14 protein-coding genes and 1 pseudogene are annotated in these 15,450 nt (G+C 60.2%); 9 read left to right on the top strand and 6 right to left on the bottom strand.

Annotated elements, in window-relative coordinates:
• Positions 1 to 148: 148 nt before the first annotated feature.
• The 5 genes from MEB48_RS24385 to MEB48_RS24365 all read left to right on the top strand — a co-directional run bounded on the left by MEB48_RS24385 (position 149) and on the right by MEB48_RS24365 (position 4,456).
• Positions 149 to 955 carry an alpha/beta fold hydrolase gene (locus MEB48_RS24385; protein ID WP_237886386.1) on the top strand — a complete coding sequence of 269 codons (807 nt, stop codon included), beginning with the start codon at positions 149 to 151 and terminating at the stop codon, positions 953 to 955.
• A complete protein-coding gene (locus MEB48_RS24380) occupies positions 952 to 1,806 on the top strand; it encodes an alpha/beta hydrolase (RefSeq protein ID WP_237886385.1) in 855 nt (284 codons plus the stop codon). The genes MEB48_RS24385 and MEB48_RS24380 overlap by 4 nt, the downstream gene beginning before the upstream one ends.
• A 50-nt stretch (positions 1,807 to 1,856) precedes the next feature.
• The gene (locus tag MEB48_RS24375; protein ID WP_237886384.1) at positions 1,857 to 2,516 is read left to right on the top strand and encodes a glutathione S-transferase family protein; all 660 of its coding nucleotides are present in this window, start codon (positions 1,857 to 1,859) and stop codon (positions 2,514 to 2,516) included.
• 8 nt (positions 2,517 to 2,524) lie between these two features.
• The gene (locus MEB48_RS24370; protein ID WP_237886383.1) at positions 2,525 to 3,331 is read left to right on the top strand and encodes a DUF4892 domain-containing protein; all 807 of its coding nucleotides are present in this window, start codon (positions 2,525 to 2,527) and stop codon (positions 3,329 to 3,331) included.
• Between the two features lie 69 nt (positions 3,332 to 3,400).
• Complete coding sequence (locus MEB48_RS24365) at positions 3,401 to 4,456, top strand: AI-2E family transporter (RefSeq protein ID WP_237886382.1); 1,056 nt, start codon at positions 3,401 to 3,403, stop codon at positions 4,454 to 4,456.
• An 84-nt stretch (positions 4,457 to 4,540) separates the two neighbouring features.
• On the opposite strand, the gene lapD is transcribed toward MEB48_RS24365, so the two are convergent.
• From lapD to MEB48_RS24345, 4 genes and pseudogenes are all read right to left on the bottom strand, one after another.
• Positions 4,541 to 6,481, bottom strand: a complete 1,941-nt coding sequence (gene lapD / locus MEB48_RS24360; protein WP_237886381.1) for a cyclic di-GMP receptor LapD — start codon at positions 6,479 to 6,481, stop codon at positions 4,541 to 4,543.
• Positions 6,482 to 6,590: 109 nt separating this feature from the next.
• Positions 6,591 to 6,947, bottom strand: a pseudogene (locus MEB48_RS24355) (hypothetical protein); the annotation flags it as partial.
• A gap of 210 nt (positions 6,948 to 7,157) precedes the next feature.
• On the bottom strand, positions 7,158 to 7,553 hold the full coding sequence (locus MEB48_RS24350) for a YbaN family protein (RefSeq protein WP_237886379.1): 396 nt from the start codon (positions 7,551 to 7,553) through the stop codon (positions 7,158 to 7,160).
• Positions 7,554 to 7,563: 10 nt separating this feature from the next.
• On the bottom strand, positions 7,564 to 8,151 hold the full coding sequence (locus MEB48_RS24345; RefSeq protein WP_237886378.1) for a UPF0149 family protein: 588 nt from the start codon (positions 8,149 to 8,151) through the stop codon (positions 7,564 to 7,566).
• A 421-nt stretch (positions 8,152 to 8,572) separates the two neighbouring features.
• On the opposite strand from MEB48_RS24345, the gene recQ reads away from it, so the two are divergent.
• The 4 genes from recQ to MEB48_RS24325 all read left to right on the top strand — a co-directional run bounded on the left by recQ (position 8,573) and on the right by MEB48_RS24325 (position 13,624).
• Positions 8,573 to 10,702 (top strand): DNA helicase RecQ, encoded by a 2,130-nt coding sequence (gene recQ / locus MEB48_RS24340; protein ID WP_237886377.1) that lies wholly within the window; start codon positions 8,573 to 8,575, stop codon positions 10,700 to 10,702.
• A gap of 120 nt (positions 10,703 to 10,822) precedes the next feature.
• On the top strand, positions 10,823 to 11,257 hold the full coding sequence (locus MEB48_RS24335; RefSeq protein ID WP_237886376.1) for a MarR family transcriptional regulator: 435 nt from the start codon (positions 10,823 to 10,825) through the stop codon (positions 11,255 to 11,257).
• Between the two features lie 122 nt (positions 11,258 to 11,379).
• Positions 11,380 to 13,191, top strand: coding sequence for a FimV/HubP family polar landmark protein (locus tag MEB48_RS24330; protein WP_237886375.1), 1,812 nt, complete (start codon positions 11,380 to 11,382; stop codon positions 13,189 to 13,191).
• 145 nt (positions 13,192 to 13,336) lie between these two features.
• Positions 13,337 to 13,624 (top strand): SelT/SelW/SelH family protein, encoded by a 288-nt coding sequence (locus MEB48_RS24325; RefSeq protein WP_237886374.1) that lies wholly within the window; start codon positions 13,337 to 13,339, stop codon positions 13,622 to 13,624.
• On the opposite strand, the gene MEB48_RS24320 is transcribed toward MEB48_RS24325, so the two are convergent.
• Complete coding sequence (locus MEB48_RS24320; RefSeq protein ID WP_237886373.1) at positions 13,618 to 14,511, bottom strand: DMT family transporter; 894 nt, start codon at positions 14,509 to 14,511, stop codon at positions 13,618 to 13,620. The genes MEB48_RS24325 and MEB48_RS24320 overlap by 7 nt on opposite strands.
• 169 nt (positions 14,512 to 14,680) lie before the next feature.
• Positions 14,681 to 15,439, bottom strand: a complete 759-nt coding sequence (locus MEB48_RS24315; protein WP_237886372.1) for a helix-turn-helix transcriptional regulator — start codon at positions 15,437 to 15,439, stop codon at positions 14,681 to 14,683.
• Positions 15,440 to 15,450: the final 11 nt, after the last annotated feature.

The following is a 15,450-nucleotide window of genomic DNA, read 5'->3' as shown; positions in this document are numbered from 1 at the left end:
GCAAGCTCGCTCGCCACAAGATTCTCAGTGGATGCTGAACGGTCATCGTCCTGACCCGACTGTCATCATTCCTGTCAGTTACGGTCATTGCTGTAGGACACGGTCTTACGGACAATCAACCCCTGTTCTCGCTCATGGATTTGCAGGTATGTCGCAACAGATATTTTTCGCCCACGCCAATGGATTTCCTTCGGGGACCTACGGCAAGTTGTTCGCGGCACTGTCGCCCGAGTACCAGGTGACGCATCTGGAGCAGCACGCCCATGACCCGCGTTTTCCGGCGGACGACAACTGGAACAATCTGGTGGATGAGCTGATTCATCACCTCAAACAGCAGTACGAGCCGATCTGGGGCGTTGGTCATTCCTTCGGCGGCGTGCTGCACCTGCACGCCGCGTTGCGTTGCCCTGAGCTGTATCGCGGCGTGGTGATGCTCGATTCGCCGGTGCTGACCCGGGCCGATCAATGGGTGATCCGTGCTGCCAAGCGCTTCGGTTTCATCGATCGCCTGACCCCGGCCGGTCGTACGTTGGGACGACGGGAAGAGTTCGTAGATCTGGAAGCGGCTCGCCTGTATTTCGCCGGCAAAACCCTGTTTCGTGGCTTCGACCCGGAATGCTTCGAGGCCTATCTTCAACATGGTTTGCAAAAGGTCGGCGACAAGCTGCGCCTGCGTTTCGACCCGGCCACGGAAATCAGCATCTACCGCGGGGTGCCCCACACCAGCCCCGGTCGTGCACGGCAGTTGAAAGTGCCGCTGGCGGTGGTTCGCGGGCACAAGAGCCGCGTGGTGATGCGCCATCACGCCCGTTCCGTCGGGCGCATGCCTCTTGGCGAGGCCCTGACCATGCCCGGTGGCCATATGTTTCCCCTCGAACGTCCACAAGACACGGCCACGCTGCTGAAGAATCTGTTCAGTCGCTGGGAAGGTCGCCGCCAACAGGATTGTGCATGAGCAGCGTCGTCGAAGAAGTTCGCCTGAGCCTGCCGCATATCGAATTGGCGGCGCACCTGTTCGGTCCCGAGGACGGCTTGCCGGTGATCGCCTTGCATGGCTGGCTGGACAATGCCAACAGCTTTGCCCGGCTGGCGCCCAAGCTCAAGGGCTTGCGCATCATCGCGCTGGACATGGCCGGGCACGGTCACTCGGGGCATCGGCCGAACGGCGCCGGTTACGCGCTGTGGGACTACGCCCATGACGTGCTGCAAGTGGCCGAGCAGTTGGGATGGAAGCGTTTTGCACTGCTGGGGCATTCCCTGGGGGCAATCGTCTCGCTGGTGCTGGCCGGGTCGTTGCCGGAGCGGGTGACTCATCTGGCCTTGATCGACGGCATCATTCCTCCTACAGACAAAGGCGAAAACGCCGCCGAGCGTATGGGCATGGCCCTGCAAGCGCAGCTGGATCTACGGGAAAAACGCAAACCGGTCTACAGCACGCTCGATCGCGCCATCGAAGCACGAATGAAAGGTTTGGTGGCGGTCAGTCGCGAAGCCGCCGAACTGCTGGCCCAGCGCGGCTTGATGCCGGTGCCGGGCGGCTATACCTGGCGCACCGACAATCGCCTGACCCTTCCATCACCGCTACGTCTGACCACTGAACAGGCAATGGCCTTCGTCCAGCGTGTCAGTTGTCCTGCACATCTGGTGGTCGCGGCTGACGGCATGCTCGCCAAACATCCCGAGTTGCTGGAACGTCTACCCTTTAGCCTTGAACAGTTGCCTGGCGGCCATCATTTGCACCTGAATGACGAACCCGGTGCCGACCTTGTCGCAGACTGTTTCAATCGGTTCTTCGCCGTTCCTTGACTTGCGCCGGGCAACTGTCGAGGCTGGGCGGGTTGAAATGGGAGACAACCATGATAGATCTGTACACCGCTGCGACCCCGAATGGCCACAAGGTCTCTATCGTGCTCGAGGAACTCGGCCTGCCCTATACGGTGCATGCCTTGAGTTTCGACAAAAAGGAACAGAAGTCCGAAGAGTTCCTCAAGATCAATCCCAATGGGCGGATTCCGGCGATTGTCGACCGTGCCAATGGCGATTTCGCCGTGTTCGAGTCCGGCGCGATCCTGATTTACCTCGCCGAGATGACCGGCAAACTGCTGCCCCAGGACCCCAAGGGGCGCTCGGTGGTGTTGCAGTGGCTGATGTTCCAGATGGGCGGAATCGGGCCGATGCAGGGCCAGGCCAACGTGTTTTTCCGTTACTTTCCGGAAAAACTCCAAGGCGCCATCGACCGTTATCAACACGAAACCCGGCGCTTGTATGAAGTGCTCGACACGCGTCTGCAAGCAGTAGAGTTTCTGGCGGGCGAATACAGCATTGCCGACATTGCCACTTATCCGTGGGTCCGTGGCCATGAATGGTCCGGTGTCGCGGTGGATGGCTTGTCAGCCTTGCAGCGCTGGATGGCGACCCTGGAGGCACGCCCTGCGGTACAACGCGGTTTACTGGTGCCCGAGCGCATCGATGACGACAGTGTCATCAAAGGTGCCCAGGCCATGTTGATTCGATGAGTCTATCCATGCGTTCACTCACTCTGCTGGCGCTGTGTTGTTTCAGTCCTCTTTTATTTGCCGCTGATGTCCCTGGCAGTCAGGACTTGCCGATCGTGCCGCGCATGGCCGATGCGCAGATCGTCGACTATCGCCCAGCGGCCGAGCTTGAGCGGATCTACCCGCTGGGTTCGATCCGCAAGATCAGCGGCCAGTTGCGCTTTGACGGTCAGGTCAGCGCCCGTGGGCATGCCACCTCGGTGACCTACGAGCTGCCACCCGAGCATTCGTCAACTGATGCCTTTACCGCCGCCCGCGAAGCCTTGCAAAAACAGGGCGCCGAGTTGCTGTTCTGGTGTCAGGCCCGTGATTGCGGCGAAAGCAGCCTGTGGGCCAATGAAGTCTTCGGCAATGCCAAGCTGTATGGCGCCGATAATCAGCAGGCTTATTTGCTGCTGCGTCTGACAGCCCCTCAAGACAACACGCTGGTGGCGCTTTACAGCATCACGCGCGGCAATCGCAAAGCCTATCTGCACGTCGAACAGTTCGACGCTGCTGCACCATTGGGCGACTTGTTACCGACTTCCGCGACCTTGCTGCGGCAGCTCAAGAGCACCGGTGAACTTGATTTCCCCAAACTCGACGGCGACCCTGACGACACCTGGCTGCGCTTGATTTCCCGAGGCCTGAACCTGGACACCACGTTGCGCGTCAATGTTTCCGGGCCCCATGCCGAAGCCTGGCGTCAGGCGCTGACCGACCAGGGTGTACGGGCGGCGCGGATGGAAACCGGCAGTGTCGAAGGCTCTGGCCTGCACTTCGAACTGTTGCGATAAGCTTCATTCAGCGAACGCGTTCTGCGCGTTCGCCTACTCTTTTGCTGACTGATTTTTTCGAGACCTTGTATGCCCAATAACGATCGGCTGTTGGTGCAGATTCTGCTCCTGGTGCTGTTTGGCGCGAGCTTCTGGGTGATGGCGCCATTCTGGTCGGCGTTGTTCTGGGGCGCGGTGCTGGCGTTTGCCAGTTGGCCGCTGATGCGTTTGTTGACCCGTTGGCTCAATGGTCGTGAATCCCTGGCGGCGCTGTTGCTGACGCTGGGCTGGATGTTACTGGTGGCAGCACCGCTGGTGTGGCTGGGCTTCAACCTGGCGGATCATGTACGCGATGCCACGGCATTCATCAAGGATGTGCAAGTCGACGGTTTGCCTGAAGCACCGACCTGGCTGGGCAGTATTCCCTTGGTCGGCGAGCGGTTGGTGGGGATCTGGAACAGCATCGATCAGCAAGGCGCGGCGATGATGCTGGCGATCAAGCCTTATCTGGGTCAGGTCGGTAACTGGTTGCTGGCGCGCAGTGCGCAGATCGGCGGCGGTATCCTTGAGCTGGCGCTGAGTATTGTCTTTGTGTTCTTTTTCTACCGGGACGGGCCGCGGTTGGCGGTGTTTGTCCATGGGTTGCTGGAACGGTTGATCGGTGAACGCGCCGGCTATTACATCGAACTGGTGGCAGGCACTGTGCAGCGGGTGGTCAATGGGGTGATCGGTACGGCAGCGGCTCAGGCCGTGCTGGCGTTGATCGGCTTTCTGATTGCCGGCGTGCCTGGGGCGCTGGTGCTGGGGATTGTGACGTTTTTGTTGAGCCTGATTCCGATGGGGCCGCCGTTGGTGTGGATTCCAGCCACGGCGTGGTTGGCCTGGAAGGGCGAGTACGGAATGGCGTTGTTCCTCGGGAGCTGGGGCATGTTCATCATCAGCGGGGTCGACAACGTGCTTAAGCCGTACCTGATCAGTCGGGGCGGGAATTTGCCGTTGGTGATTGTGCTGCTCGGGGTGTTTGGCGGGCTGATTGCGTTCGGGTTTATCGGATTGTTCATCGGTCCGACGTTGCTGGCCGTGGCTTACAGCCTGTTGACCGATTGGAGCAAGAGCCAGGCTCGGGTCGAGGATCGCCGGCCTTGAGGCACTCCGGGGGCATAGAGCTCGACCCCGATCACCTGTGGGTGCGAGCCTGCTCGCGATGAACGATGACGCGGGCTTTGCGACTTACATCGGCTCCGGCGGCCCAATCAGTCTTCCCATCACCCCAAACAACCCCAGCTCCTGAATCACTTCCAGTTCCCCCTGCGTTTCCACCATTTCGGCAATCAACGGCAAGTCAATGCTGTTGGTCGCCCGAAAAATCGCTTCGATGAACAGGCGCTTGTCAGTCTGTTCATCGATACCCCGAATGTAGGCTCCGTCGATTTTCAGGTAAGCCAGCCCCAGCTGCGTCAGGTTGCCGATCTGATTGAAGCTGCCACCGAAGTGCTGCAAACCGACGCGATAACCGGTGTTGAGCAGGCTGTGACTCAGGTGTTGCAGTGCTTCGGGGGGCGGCAGTTGGCGTTCGTCGATTTCCAGGGTCAGCAGCGGCCCGAGTTCGGGCAGTGATTCGAGCTGATCGAGTATTTGTTGCAGCTGCGCTGGATCGCGCAGGGTGCTGCCGGAGAGGCTCAACGCGAGTGGCCAACGATTGGCGGCCAAATATTCCAGAGTGGTTTCGAGCATCACCAGATCGAATCGCGCTGACCAGCCAAGGCGCTCGATCCACGGCAGGAAATGCCCCGCGGCAATCGCCTCGCCTTGCGGGTCGAGCAGGCGCGCGAGGACTTTGTGATGCAGCACCTGACTGGTATCGGCGCACTGCACCACCGGTTGAAAATACAGCTGCATCTTGCCCTCGGTCAGCGCTTCGTCGATCCAGTTGCGCCAGTCGTGTTGGGACTGGTTCGGCGCGGTATCGGAATGGACCAAGTGTGTCCACGGCCGTTCGGGGTGCTGCCGGGCTTGGGTCAGTGCCTGATCGAGGCGCAGCAGCACATCGCTCGCCGCCTCTCCGGGGGAATAGGCGACGACGCCCAGGTGCGCCACTGGCATGCAGTCGCTGGCCCCTGTCAGGCGCAGGTTTTCCAGGGTGGCACTGATTTCCGAAGCCAGGCGTGCGGCATCTTTACTGTCCAGGCCTGGGGTCAGCAAGCTGAATTCGCCACCGCGATTGCGCGCCGCGAGCCAGGTTCGACGTTCCGGTGGTTGCGTCAGGCGTTTGAGCAATTCACCGACGGCGCCAATCAGGGTATCGGTGCGCTGGCCGCCCAGACGTTGGTTGAGGCCTATCAGGTCATTGATCCGCAGCATCAGCAAATGGCCGTCGCGGCTTTGTTCGCAAACCAGTAGCTGGTCAGCCAATTGTTCATCCAGCAAACGCCGGTTGGCCAGGCCCGTGAGATTGTCCTGATAAGATTCGGAGCGCAATTTTTCGCTGCGCGCGGCCTCTTCGGCGAACAGCGCCTTGAGCTTCTCGACCATCTGGTTCATCGCCAGCACCACGCGTTTGAGCTCCGGTGTGCGCGGCAGTTTCGGCAAACTGCGGAACTCGCGTTTGCTGATGGCTTCAGCCTGTTTGACCATGTTGTCGAGAGGGCGCAGTTGTCGACGCAATAACCAGCCGCCAAATACCGCGCTGAGCAGTCCGCACATCAGCAACCAGGTCAGGCTGCCAAAGGTGCTGTCCCAGAGTTTGGCCAGGGCGAATTGTGGATTGCTCAGCACTTCGACCCGAGCCGCCTGTTCCCAGCCACGCATGATCAGCGCATCGCCGCCTTGTGGACGCAGGTTCACCAGGCTGACGAACCAGTCGGGAACGCCTTCGATTTGCGTCGGTGCACTGCGTTCCACCAGCACCCGCTCATCCACAATATTGACGACCCGGATGCTGCTGAAGTAGCCGCTGTCGAACATCGAGCTGACCATCAACTCGATCATCGCCGGGTCGTCGATCTGCGCAGTCAATGACAAGCCCAGCGCCGTAGCGGCGTCCTGGGCATGGGAGCGCAACTGGCCGAGCATTTGTTCGCGAGAGCTTTCCAGGCTGACCAAAAAACTGCCGCCGAAGGCCACCAGCAAGAACAGGCAAATGGCGAGAAACAACTGTTTGCGCAGTGACATAAAACGCTCCTTGCAGTAGCGGCTAGCCTTCGCCCATGGCGAACCCTTCAAATGGCATCTTTTTCAGCACCTCTTGCCAACGCGACAGTTTTCGAATCGCTGCTGCGTTTTCCCCTGCAGCCTTGATCAGCGATTCCACTGGCGTGGCCCAATAATCGGTCTGACGCCAGACACACGTGTCGTCCTGAAAGCTCAGTTGTTGATTGAAGAAGCGATTGACCGCATTCAGTTGTTCGCGCTCAGGCTGGTTGCGATCGCTTTGCAGCATTTGACTCCAGACCTCGATCCGTTCCCGGGCCAGGCCAAGGGGGCCGTAGCGTTTTTCAGCAGTCTGCAGAATCTGTGCAAAGTCCCAGTCGGCCCAGACGCTACCCAACCCTGGCAGCAGCAAATTCGTCGGTAGCAGCCATCCGCCGAACCGAGGTCGGAGCGTTGACCATCCTGGACTACGCGGACTGCGGCACATGTCTGGCTGCTCAGGTGCAGATTGTCTGAAGTCTAGGCGGTGTTCTCAGCGAGAAAGGGCAGGTCGTCGGACGAAGGGGCAGAGTTGATGATCGTTCCCACGCTCTGCGTGGGAATGCATCCTGTGACGCTCTGCGTCACACCGGCGAAGGGAACGCGGAGCGTCCCGAGCGGCATTCCCACGGGGACCATGGGAACGATCAAATGGAGATCAGGGTTTATGCAGGGTTTTCTGCTTGAGGATATAAATCGTCACCAGCGCTGCACTGGTCAGCATGAACCCCCGCGCCCATGGCAGAGGCACCAGGTAGCAGGAGAGCAGGATGCTCGCCCACATCAACCCGATGGCGTAGACCTTGCCCTTGAGCGGAATGCCATTGCCGCTCAGGTAGTCGCGAACCCACGGCCCAAGCCGTGGATGTTCAACCAGCCACTGATAGAAGCGCGGCGAACTGCGGGCGAAACAGGCGGCCGCCAGCAACAGGAATGGCGTAGTGGGCAGCACCGGCAGGAAAATCCCGATTACCCCCAGCGCTACGCTCAGCCAGCCGATGGCCAGCAGCACGTAGCGCAACATCAGGGGACGGTTGCCTATGGGGTTGTCCATAGGCAAAACCTTAGTGGTGACGTGGCTTGAGAATCGCCGGTTTTTCGTCTGGCGCCTGGCACAGCAGGTACAGCGCAGTCAGGGCTTCCGGGATCTGCACGATCATGTCGTCCATCAGGTTGGCATCTTTGGCGATGTCTTCGAACTCCGGCTGCTCATCGAACAGACCCGAACCCACCATGATCGGCAGCAGCATTTCGCTGACTTCTTCTTCGGCGGTTTCGAACCAGGCCGCTTCGCGCAGGAACACGCCTTCCATGAAACCGATGCACCAGCCGCGCAGGTCGGAATCGTCCGGATCGTCGCCCAGGTCGAGGTCGCACGGCAGCTCGAACTCTTCGTCGGACGCCAGTTGGCGGGCGATGTGCGCCTTGAGCAGCACCAGAGTGGATTCGATCGCTTCACGCTCGGTGTCGTCGGCGTAATGCGGCTCTTCGGCGAACAGCGCGTCGATCCATTCACGGTCGGGAACGCTCTCGGAACAGATCGACAGCGCGGTGAGGTAGCCGTGGGCGGCCACGTAGTCCAGCGCCTCGTCATGCAGCTCGTCGGCGTCGAGGAAGACTTGCAGGCGGGTTAGTTGCTCAGCGAAGGACATTAAAGGGCTACCTTGGGGAATATACGATGCGGGAATTCTAGGCCTTCTTGAGCGCTTGGGCCAGCCGCGCGGCATATTTGAACCCTTGTGATGGAATCTGTGGTTGGGGCAATAGAAAACCCTGTTGGAGCGGGCTTGCTCGCGAAAGGGGTGTGTCAGGCAGCATTAATGTCGACTGACACACCGCTTTCGCGAGCAAGCCCGCTCCCACAAGGTCTGCATTGCATTGGCTTTCGTGTGTCTTCTCAGCGGCGCCCTTTGCCGGACAGGGCTCGGGTATACTCGCGCGTTTTGTGATGCCCTGCTGGTGTCACGGCTGGAATGTGCAGCGTCATGCAATGCGCACTTACGATTTGTCGGTGCAGCTTTCACGATTTTGAACCAGCCTTGCAGGGATGTTTCGGTGATTTTTGGAGTTTTTATGCTCGAACAGGCTCAACGCGTCCTCAAGGACATCTTCGGCTACGACAGTTTCCGTGGCCGTCAGGGTGCAATCATTGAGCGCGTGGCCAGTGGCGGCGACGCCCTGGTGCTGATGCCTACCGGTGGCGGCAAGTCCTTGTGCTTCCAGGTGCCGGCATTGCTGCGTGAGGGGCTGGCGGTGGTGGTGTCGCCGTTGATCGCGCTCATGGACGATCAGGTCGCCACCCTAGAAGAACTGGGCGTTGCCGCTGCGGCCTTGAACTCCACGTTGAGTGCTGAACAACAGCGTGATCTGGCGGCGCGGATCAAGCGCGGCGAAGTGAAAATGCTCTACCTGGCGCCCGAGCGTCTGGTTCAGCCGCGCATGCTGGCGTTCCTGCAAAGCCTTGAAATCGCGCTGTTCGCCATTGATGAAGCACATTGCGTGTCCCAATGGGGTCACGACTTCCGTCGCGAATACCTGCAGCTGGGCCAGTTGGCGGAGTTATTCCCCAACGTCCCGCGCATTGCCCTGACCGCCACGGCCGACAAGCGCACCCGGGAAGAAATCGTCGATCGCCTGCATTTGCAGGATGCCGAGCGCTTCCTCTCAAGTTTCGACCGCCCCAATATCTTCTATCGCATCGTGCCCAAGGAACAGCCGCGCAAGCAGTTGCTGGCGTTTCTCGCCGAGCGGCGCAGCGATGCGGGTATCGTTTACTGCCTGTCGCGCAAAAAGGTTGATGAAGTAGCGGTGTTCCTCAGCGAGCAAGGTCTTCCGGCGCTGCCGTACCACGCCGGTCTGCCCAACGACACGCGGGCTCACCACCAGAAGCGCTTCCTCAACGAGGAAGGCCTGATCATGGTCGCCACCGTGGCGTTCGGCATGGGCATCGACAAGCCTAACGTACGTTTTGTCGCGCACCTGGATTTGCCAAAGTCCCTTGAAGCCTACTACCAGGAAACCGGTCGCGGCGGTCGTGATGGCCTGCCGGCGGATGCCTGGATGGCGTACGGCCTGCAAGACGTGGTGATGCTCAAGCAGATGTTGCAAAACTCCGAAGGAGACGAGCGCCACAAGCGTCTGGAGCAGCACAAGCTCGACGCCATGCTCTCGCTTTGCGAAGAAACCCGCTGCCGCCGCCAGACCCTGCTCGCGTACTTCGACGAAGACATGCCAGAGCCCTGCGGCCATTGCGACAACTGCGTCGACGGCGTCCAGACTTGGGACGCCACCGAGCCGGCCCGTCAGGCGCTGTCGGCGATCTACCGCACCGGTCAGCGTTATGGCGTCGGTCATCTGGTCGACGTATTGCTGGGCAAGGACAACGAAAAGGTTCGCAGCTTCGGTCATCAGCATTTGTCGGTTTACGGCGTAGGCAAAGCGATGGGGGAGAGCGAATGGCGCTCCTTGTTCCGACAGCTTGTTGCCCGTGGTCTGGCCGACATCGACCTCGAAGGCTACGGCGGCCTGCGCCTGAGCGACACCTGCCGGCCATTGCTCAAAGGTGAAGTGACCCTGGAACTGCGCCGCGATCTCAAGCCGCAAGTCACGGCCAAGACTGCCAGCAAGAGCCCGGCCAGCCAATTGGTGCGTGGCGAGGAACGCGAACAGTGGGAAGCCCTGCGCGCCCTGCGTCGCAAGCTCGCCGAAGAACATGGCGTGCCGCCGTACGTGATCTTCCCCGACTCGACGCTGCTGGAAATGCTCCGCAGCCAGCCGACCTCGCTGGCGGAAATGGCCACGGTCAGCGGTGTCGGTGCGCGCAAACTGGAGCGTTATGGCGAGGCCTTCCTCGAGGTGCTCGGCGGTCAGGTCGAGGCGCCGAAAGTGGTGGCCGATGTGCGTCACGAACTGATCACCCTGGCCCGGGCCGGCATGACACCGCTGCAGATTGCCGGTCAGTTGCAATGCTCGGAAAAGAACGTCTACACGATGCTCGCCGAAGCCATCGGCAAGCAGCAGTTGTCGCTTGAACAAGCGCTGGACCTGCCAGAAGAGTTGATGGGTGAAGTTCAGGACGCGTTTCTCGACGGCGAAGGCGAACTGCCGCCAGTGTCAGAGATCGCTGCGCTGTTCGCAGGAAGAGTTCCGGAAGGCGTTTTGTATTGCGTTCGTGCTGCGCTGCAGTCGGAATTCGAAATCTGAATGACCTGCTGCATAAGTGTAACGATTCAGTACAGAGCCAAGCCTTGCCTATAGCCAAAGGTCATGCTTAGCTGACTAATAATTAGTTTTTCTCTATTTCAGTCTAACCATGAGTGCTTTATGCCGTTAACCGATCAACACCGCTTTGGCATGCAACTGGCCCAGATGTCTCGGGGCTGGCGTGCCGAACTGGACCGCCGACTGGCTGGCCTGGGTCTGTCCCAGGCACGCTGGCTGGTGCTGCTGCATCTGGCGCGTTTCGATAATGCCCCCACCCAGCGCGAACTGGCGCAAAGCGTCGGCGTTGAAGGGCCCACCCTGGCTCGACTGCTCGACAGCCTGGAAAGTCAGGGCCTGGTGCAGCGCCAATCCGTGCTGGAAGACCGTCGGGCGAAAAAAATCGTCCTCTGTACCCCGGCCCGGCCCTTGATCGAACAAATTGAAACCATTGCCACTCAATTGCGCCACGAATTGTTCGAAGGCGTTGAAGAGGCGGATTTGAAGGTCTGCATGCGTGTTCACGGGCACATCCTGGCCAACCTGGAAAAATCTTGAGGCACAACCACGCGCCAGACTTTTGAGATACCCCGTTGGGCAGACTATAAAGAACTACTAGGCAATATCGTGTTCGTACCGGATGTACGAATACGTTGGTTCTGGTTATCTAAGGGATGCTCATGCTCGAGAGTTGGCACGTTGTATTGCGGTGTTGCGCCAGGCTGCTACTGGTCGGTGGTGCCGTCACTTACTCGGCATTGGCCCCGGCGCTCGGGTTGGGTGAGATCACCCAGCATTCGGCGTTGAATCAGCCATTCAATGCCGACATCGCCCTGGAGGATGCCGGTGGTCTGCAGGAGGGCGAGCTATCAGTCAGTCTGGCGACAGTGGACGAATTCAGCCGCGCCGGTGTCGAGCGGGTGTTTTTCCTCAACGACCTGAAGTTCACACCGATCCTGCGGGGCAACCGCAGCCTGATCCGGGTAACCTCCAGTAAACCGGTCAAGGAACCCTTCCTGAATTTTCTGGTGCAGCTCAATCAGCCCAACGGGCGTTTGCTGCGCGAGTACACGGTGCTGATCGATCCACCGGGTTCGCCGGGGATTGTCCCCGTCAGCGAGGAACCCGTGTCGAGCCCTCAGTCTTCTGCATTCCCGTCCGTCGAACCGGCTGTTGCACCGCCACCTGCCGTGAAAAGGGCGACGCCCAAGCCTGACGTCGATAAACCAGCCGCAGCGCCGGCGAGTGATCCTGTTGCCGAACAACTGGCCGCCAGTGTGCTGCAGAACCAGCAGTTGCAAACCACCATCGATGAACTCAATGCGAAGCTTCAGGCTCAGGACGAGCAGATCGCCGGGCAGAAAAAGCAGGTGATCGAGCTGCAAACCCAATTGGCGGAAGTCAAACAGGCATCGGTACCGCCGGTTGCGCCTGAGGTGACGCCGCCGGTCCCGGTGGTTGTCGAGACGCCCGAGGCCACCCAATGGCCGCTGATCATCGGGTTGCTGGCACTGGTGGCGTTGGTGTTGCTCGGCGTATACATTCGCCGTCAACGACATCAGGCTGAGGCTCAGGTCCAGCCCGAGCCGTCACCCGTGTTGCCATCGCGCCATGAACCGGTGCTTGACCGCACAGCGGAACCGATCAGGCCGGCGTCCCGACCGCAACCGCTGGCTGGATCGGCCGAAGAGATTCCCGCAGGCGACGTGCTGGAAGGGGTTGGTATCTATCTGGCGTATGGCCGCTTGTCCGAGGCGGCCGGTTTATTGCGAGATGCGTTGGTCAGGGAACCCCAGCGCACGGATCTGGCCGTACAACTGTTGGAAGTCCTCGGTAAGCAGGGCGACATGCAGGCTTATGACGCGCAGGAAAGCAACCTGCGAGACGCCGGGTTCGATGCACAGCAACTTCAGGACATCCGCGCCCATCATCCGAAACTGATCAACGCTGCACCGGTGATCGCCGCCGTGGCGGTGGCGCCGCCCACGCCAGCAATCCCTGAAACGGCGCCGAGCGATGAGTTCCAGTTGAACCTTGATGACCTGTCGATGGATGCGAATTGGGACCTGATCAGCCCCTTCGAAAACTCATCATCCAGCGCCAAACCGTCGAATGAGCCAGCACAGGCAGACGAGCCCGGGTTCACCTCTAACCTGCACGTGTTACCCGATGTCTTCGAAATGCCCGATGAGCCGACGCTGGACGAGCCCGAGCTTGAATGGATCGCCGAACCTGATGCTCAATCCCTTGACGAGACCTTTCTCAACGAGTTCAGCGATCCTGTTCAGCCGCTGGAGCTTGAGCCGCTGAATGCTGAATTGATGGATCTTGAACCGGTCGGGCCGAGCAGCGCGGGCAAACTTGAACAGGCCCAGACCTGCATTGACGACGGCGATCTGGACAGCGCCATCGAGTTGCTCAACGAGTTACTCAAGGAGGGTGACGAACCGCTCAAGGAGACGGCCCGGACTCTGTTAGCCGGTATCCGATAACACTTCCTCCCTGTAGGAGCGAGGCTTGCCCGCGAATCAGACGGCGCGGTTTATCAGAATAACTGCATTATCGTTCTTCGCGGGCAAGTCGGATCGCCGCCCGCTCGCTCCTACAGGATCAAGGGCCACAGGAGTTTTACCAATCATGACCGCACGTAAACCGGAAATCGTCATCACCTATTGCACGCAATGCCAATGGCTGTTGCGCGCCGCCTGGCTGGCCCAGGAACTGCTCAGCACTTTCGGCGATGACTTGGGCAAAGTGTCTCTGGTGCCCGGCACCGGTGGGATCTTTCACATTTTCTGTGACGATGTGCAGCTCTGGGAGCGCAAGGCCGACGGCGGCTTCCCCGAGGCCAAGGTGCTCAAGCAGCGGGTCCGCGATCAGATCGATCCGGACCGCGACCTGGGCCACAATGACCGCACTCAGTGAGACGGGGCTTGTGCCGCTACAGCGTTCTTGCTTGAACTGCCGGACAATCGGCTGGAGACCACGATGGCCATGATGATCAGCGCGCCACCGATCAGCATGCGCAGGGTCGGGTTTTCATCGAACAGCAGCCAGGCCAGGGTGATGCCGTAAACCGGCTCCAGAGCAAACACCATTGACGCAGTCCGGGCTTTGATCACCGCCAGGCTGGCGACGAACAGGCTGTGCGCCACGCCAGTACAGAACACCCCGAGCAGGCCGATCCACAGCCAGTCGATGGCGCGCACTTCACTTAACTGCGGCACCGCCACCGGCAGCAGGCAGATCGCAACCACCACGTTCTGACACAGTGCCGCCTGCACCGGCGGAATTCGTCCGGAGCTGGCGCGGTTGGTCAGGGACAACAAGGCGAACAACAAGCCGGAAGCCACCGCCCACAACAGGCCGGTGGTAGCGCCGCTGGCCAGATCGAAGTCCGGCGTGACCAGCACTAATCCGACGCTGACCAGCACCACCAACAGAATTTCATTGGCGCGGATGCGTTCGCGGAAGATCAGCCCTTCGAGAATCACGGTAAACGCCGGGAAACTGGTAAAACCCAGGGTCGCGATCGCCACGCCGGCCACCTTCACCGCGATGAAGAAACTCACCCAGTGCCCGGTCAGCAGCAAGCCACTGAGCAGCAAGCGGCGCCAGTCCACGGCGTCGAGTTTCTGCCAACGGGTATTGCTGGCGAAGCGTGCGAAAAAAGCCAGGGCGAGGACGGCAAATGCGGCACGACCGAACACGATGATGGCCGGTGAAGCCGCGGCGAGTTTGCCGAATACGCCAGTCAGGCCGAACATCAGTGCACCGATATGCAGAGCGCCGAGGGCGGTACGGGGAGTCATTGCAATCCTTGGTAAACGTATCGAGTCCGGCCGATAACCATCGGCCCCTGTAGGAGCTGCCGAAGGCTGCGATCTTTTGATCTTCAAAAGCAAGATCAAAAGATCGCAGCCTTCGGCAGCTCCTACATTGAATCGTGCTGAGCCGATTATGTCTGTCGTCAGACTCGCGTCATTTGTCGCCAGCCTCGCGGCGCAATTTACCGGGCGAGGCACCGAACTCACGCAACACCGCCGCGGCGAACGCACTCTGCGAGCTGTAACCGACCCGACAGGCGATCTCGCCAATGGGCAACGCCGAATCCCGCAACAGGGCCACGGCCATATGCAGCCGACGACTGCGAATGTAGTCCATCGGCGTTTGCCCGCACTCCACCACGAACCGTGCATGCAACCGAGCGTTGGACAGGCCGGCGATGCGCGCCAGATCGGCGACTTGCAGCGGATAGGCCGCGTATTGATCGATGTGCGCATTCAGCGCCGCATAAGGCAGGCGCCGACCGCCCACACTGTCGGGTTTGGCGTTGTTCAGGCTGGCCAGCAACAGCACCGCGCCTTGCTGGGCGATTAGCGGATCATTGATCTGACTGCCCGCCAGCCAACTCACCAGTTGGCTTTGCCCGACGTCCAGCGACAGGCGCCCGGCATTGTCGAGTAAGCGCCGACTGGCCTCGGCGTGATCACCAAGGGACTGAGAAACCCATTGCTCGTTCGGCACATCCAGCACCAGACACCGACTGCCATTGGCACTGCCGCAAGCATGATGAAAACCGGACGGCACGACCACGAAACTCTGCTGGACCACCTGACTGCCATGCCCCTTGACCTCGAAATCCAGCGCGCCCGACAGCCCGAACACCAATTGCGCGTGGTCGTGGCTGTGGACGATCAGGTCGTGGGTGTACTGGCGTAGCGTGAGGATCGGTCTCATCGCAGGTCTCC

The sequence above is a fragment of the Pseudomonas sp. PGPR40 genome, from assembly GCF_022014505.1.
GTDB lineage: Bacteria > Pseudomonadota > Gammaproteobacteria > Pseudomonadales > Pseudomonadaceae > Aquipseudomonas.
This window is presented reverse-complemented; position numbering and strand designations above follow the sequence as displayed.

Bases quoted from the DNA above. Each gene is read 5' to 3' on its own strand.
- MEB48_RS24345 (WP_237886378.1), bottom strand. From the start codon at position 8,151: ATGTCCTTCGCTGAGCAACTAACCCGCCTGCAAGTCTTCCTCGACGCC.
- MEB48_RS24375 (WP_237886384.1), top strand. From the start codon at position 1,857: ATGATAGATCTGTACACCGCTGCGACCCCGAATGGCCACAAGGTCTCT.
- MEB48_RS24325 (WP_237886374.1), top strand. From the start codon at position 13,337: ATGACCGCACGTAAACCGGAAATCGTCATCACCTATTGCACGCAATGC.
- lapD (WP_237886381.1), bottom strand. From the start codon at position 6,481: ATGTCACTGCGCAAACAGTTGTTTCTCGCCATTTGCCTGTTCTTGCTG.
- MEB48_RS24380 (WP_237886385.1), top strand. From the start codon at position 952: ATGAGCAGCGTCGTCGAAGAAGTTCGCCTGAGCCTGCCGCATATCGAA.
- MEB48_RS24350 (WP_237886379.1), bottom strand. From the start codon at position 7,553: ATGGACAACCCCATAGGCAACCGTCCCCTGATGTTGCGCTACGTGCTG.
- MEB48_RS24385 (WP_237886386.1), top strand. From the start codon at position 149: ATGTCGCAACAGATATTTTTCGCCCACGCCAATGGATTTCCTTCGGGG.
- recQ (WP_237886377.1), top strand. From the start codon at position 8,573: ATGCTCGAACAGGCTCAACGCGTCCTCAAGGACATCTTCGGCTACGAC.
- MEB48_RS24370 (WP_237886383.1), top strand. From the start codon at position 2,525: ATGCGTTCACTCACTCTGCTGGCGCTGTGTTGTTTCAGTCCTCTTTTA.
- MEB48_RS24315 (WP_237886372.1), bottom strand. From the start codon at position 15,439: ATGAGACCGATCCTCACGCTACGCCAGTACACCCACGACCTGATCGTC.
- MEB48_RS24330 (WP_237886375.1), top strand. From the start codon at position 11,380: ATGCTCGAGAGTTGGCACGTTGTATTGCGGTGTTGCGCCAGGCTGCTA.
- MEB48_RS24335 (WP_237886376.1), top strand. From the start codon at position 10,823: ATGCCGTTAACCGATCAACACCGCTTTGGCATGCAACTGGCCCAGATG.
- MEB48_RS24365 (WP_237886382.1), top strand. From the start codon at position 3,401: ATGCCCAATAACGATCGGCTGTTGGTGCAGATTCTGCTCCTGGTGCTG.
- MEB48_RS24320 (WP_237886373.1), bottom strand. From the start codon at position 14,511: ATGACTCCCCGTACCGCCCTCGGCGCTCTGCATATCGGTGCACTGATG.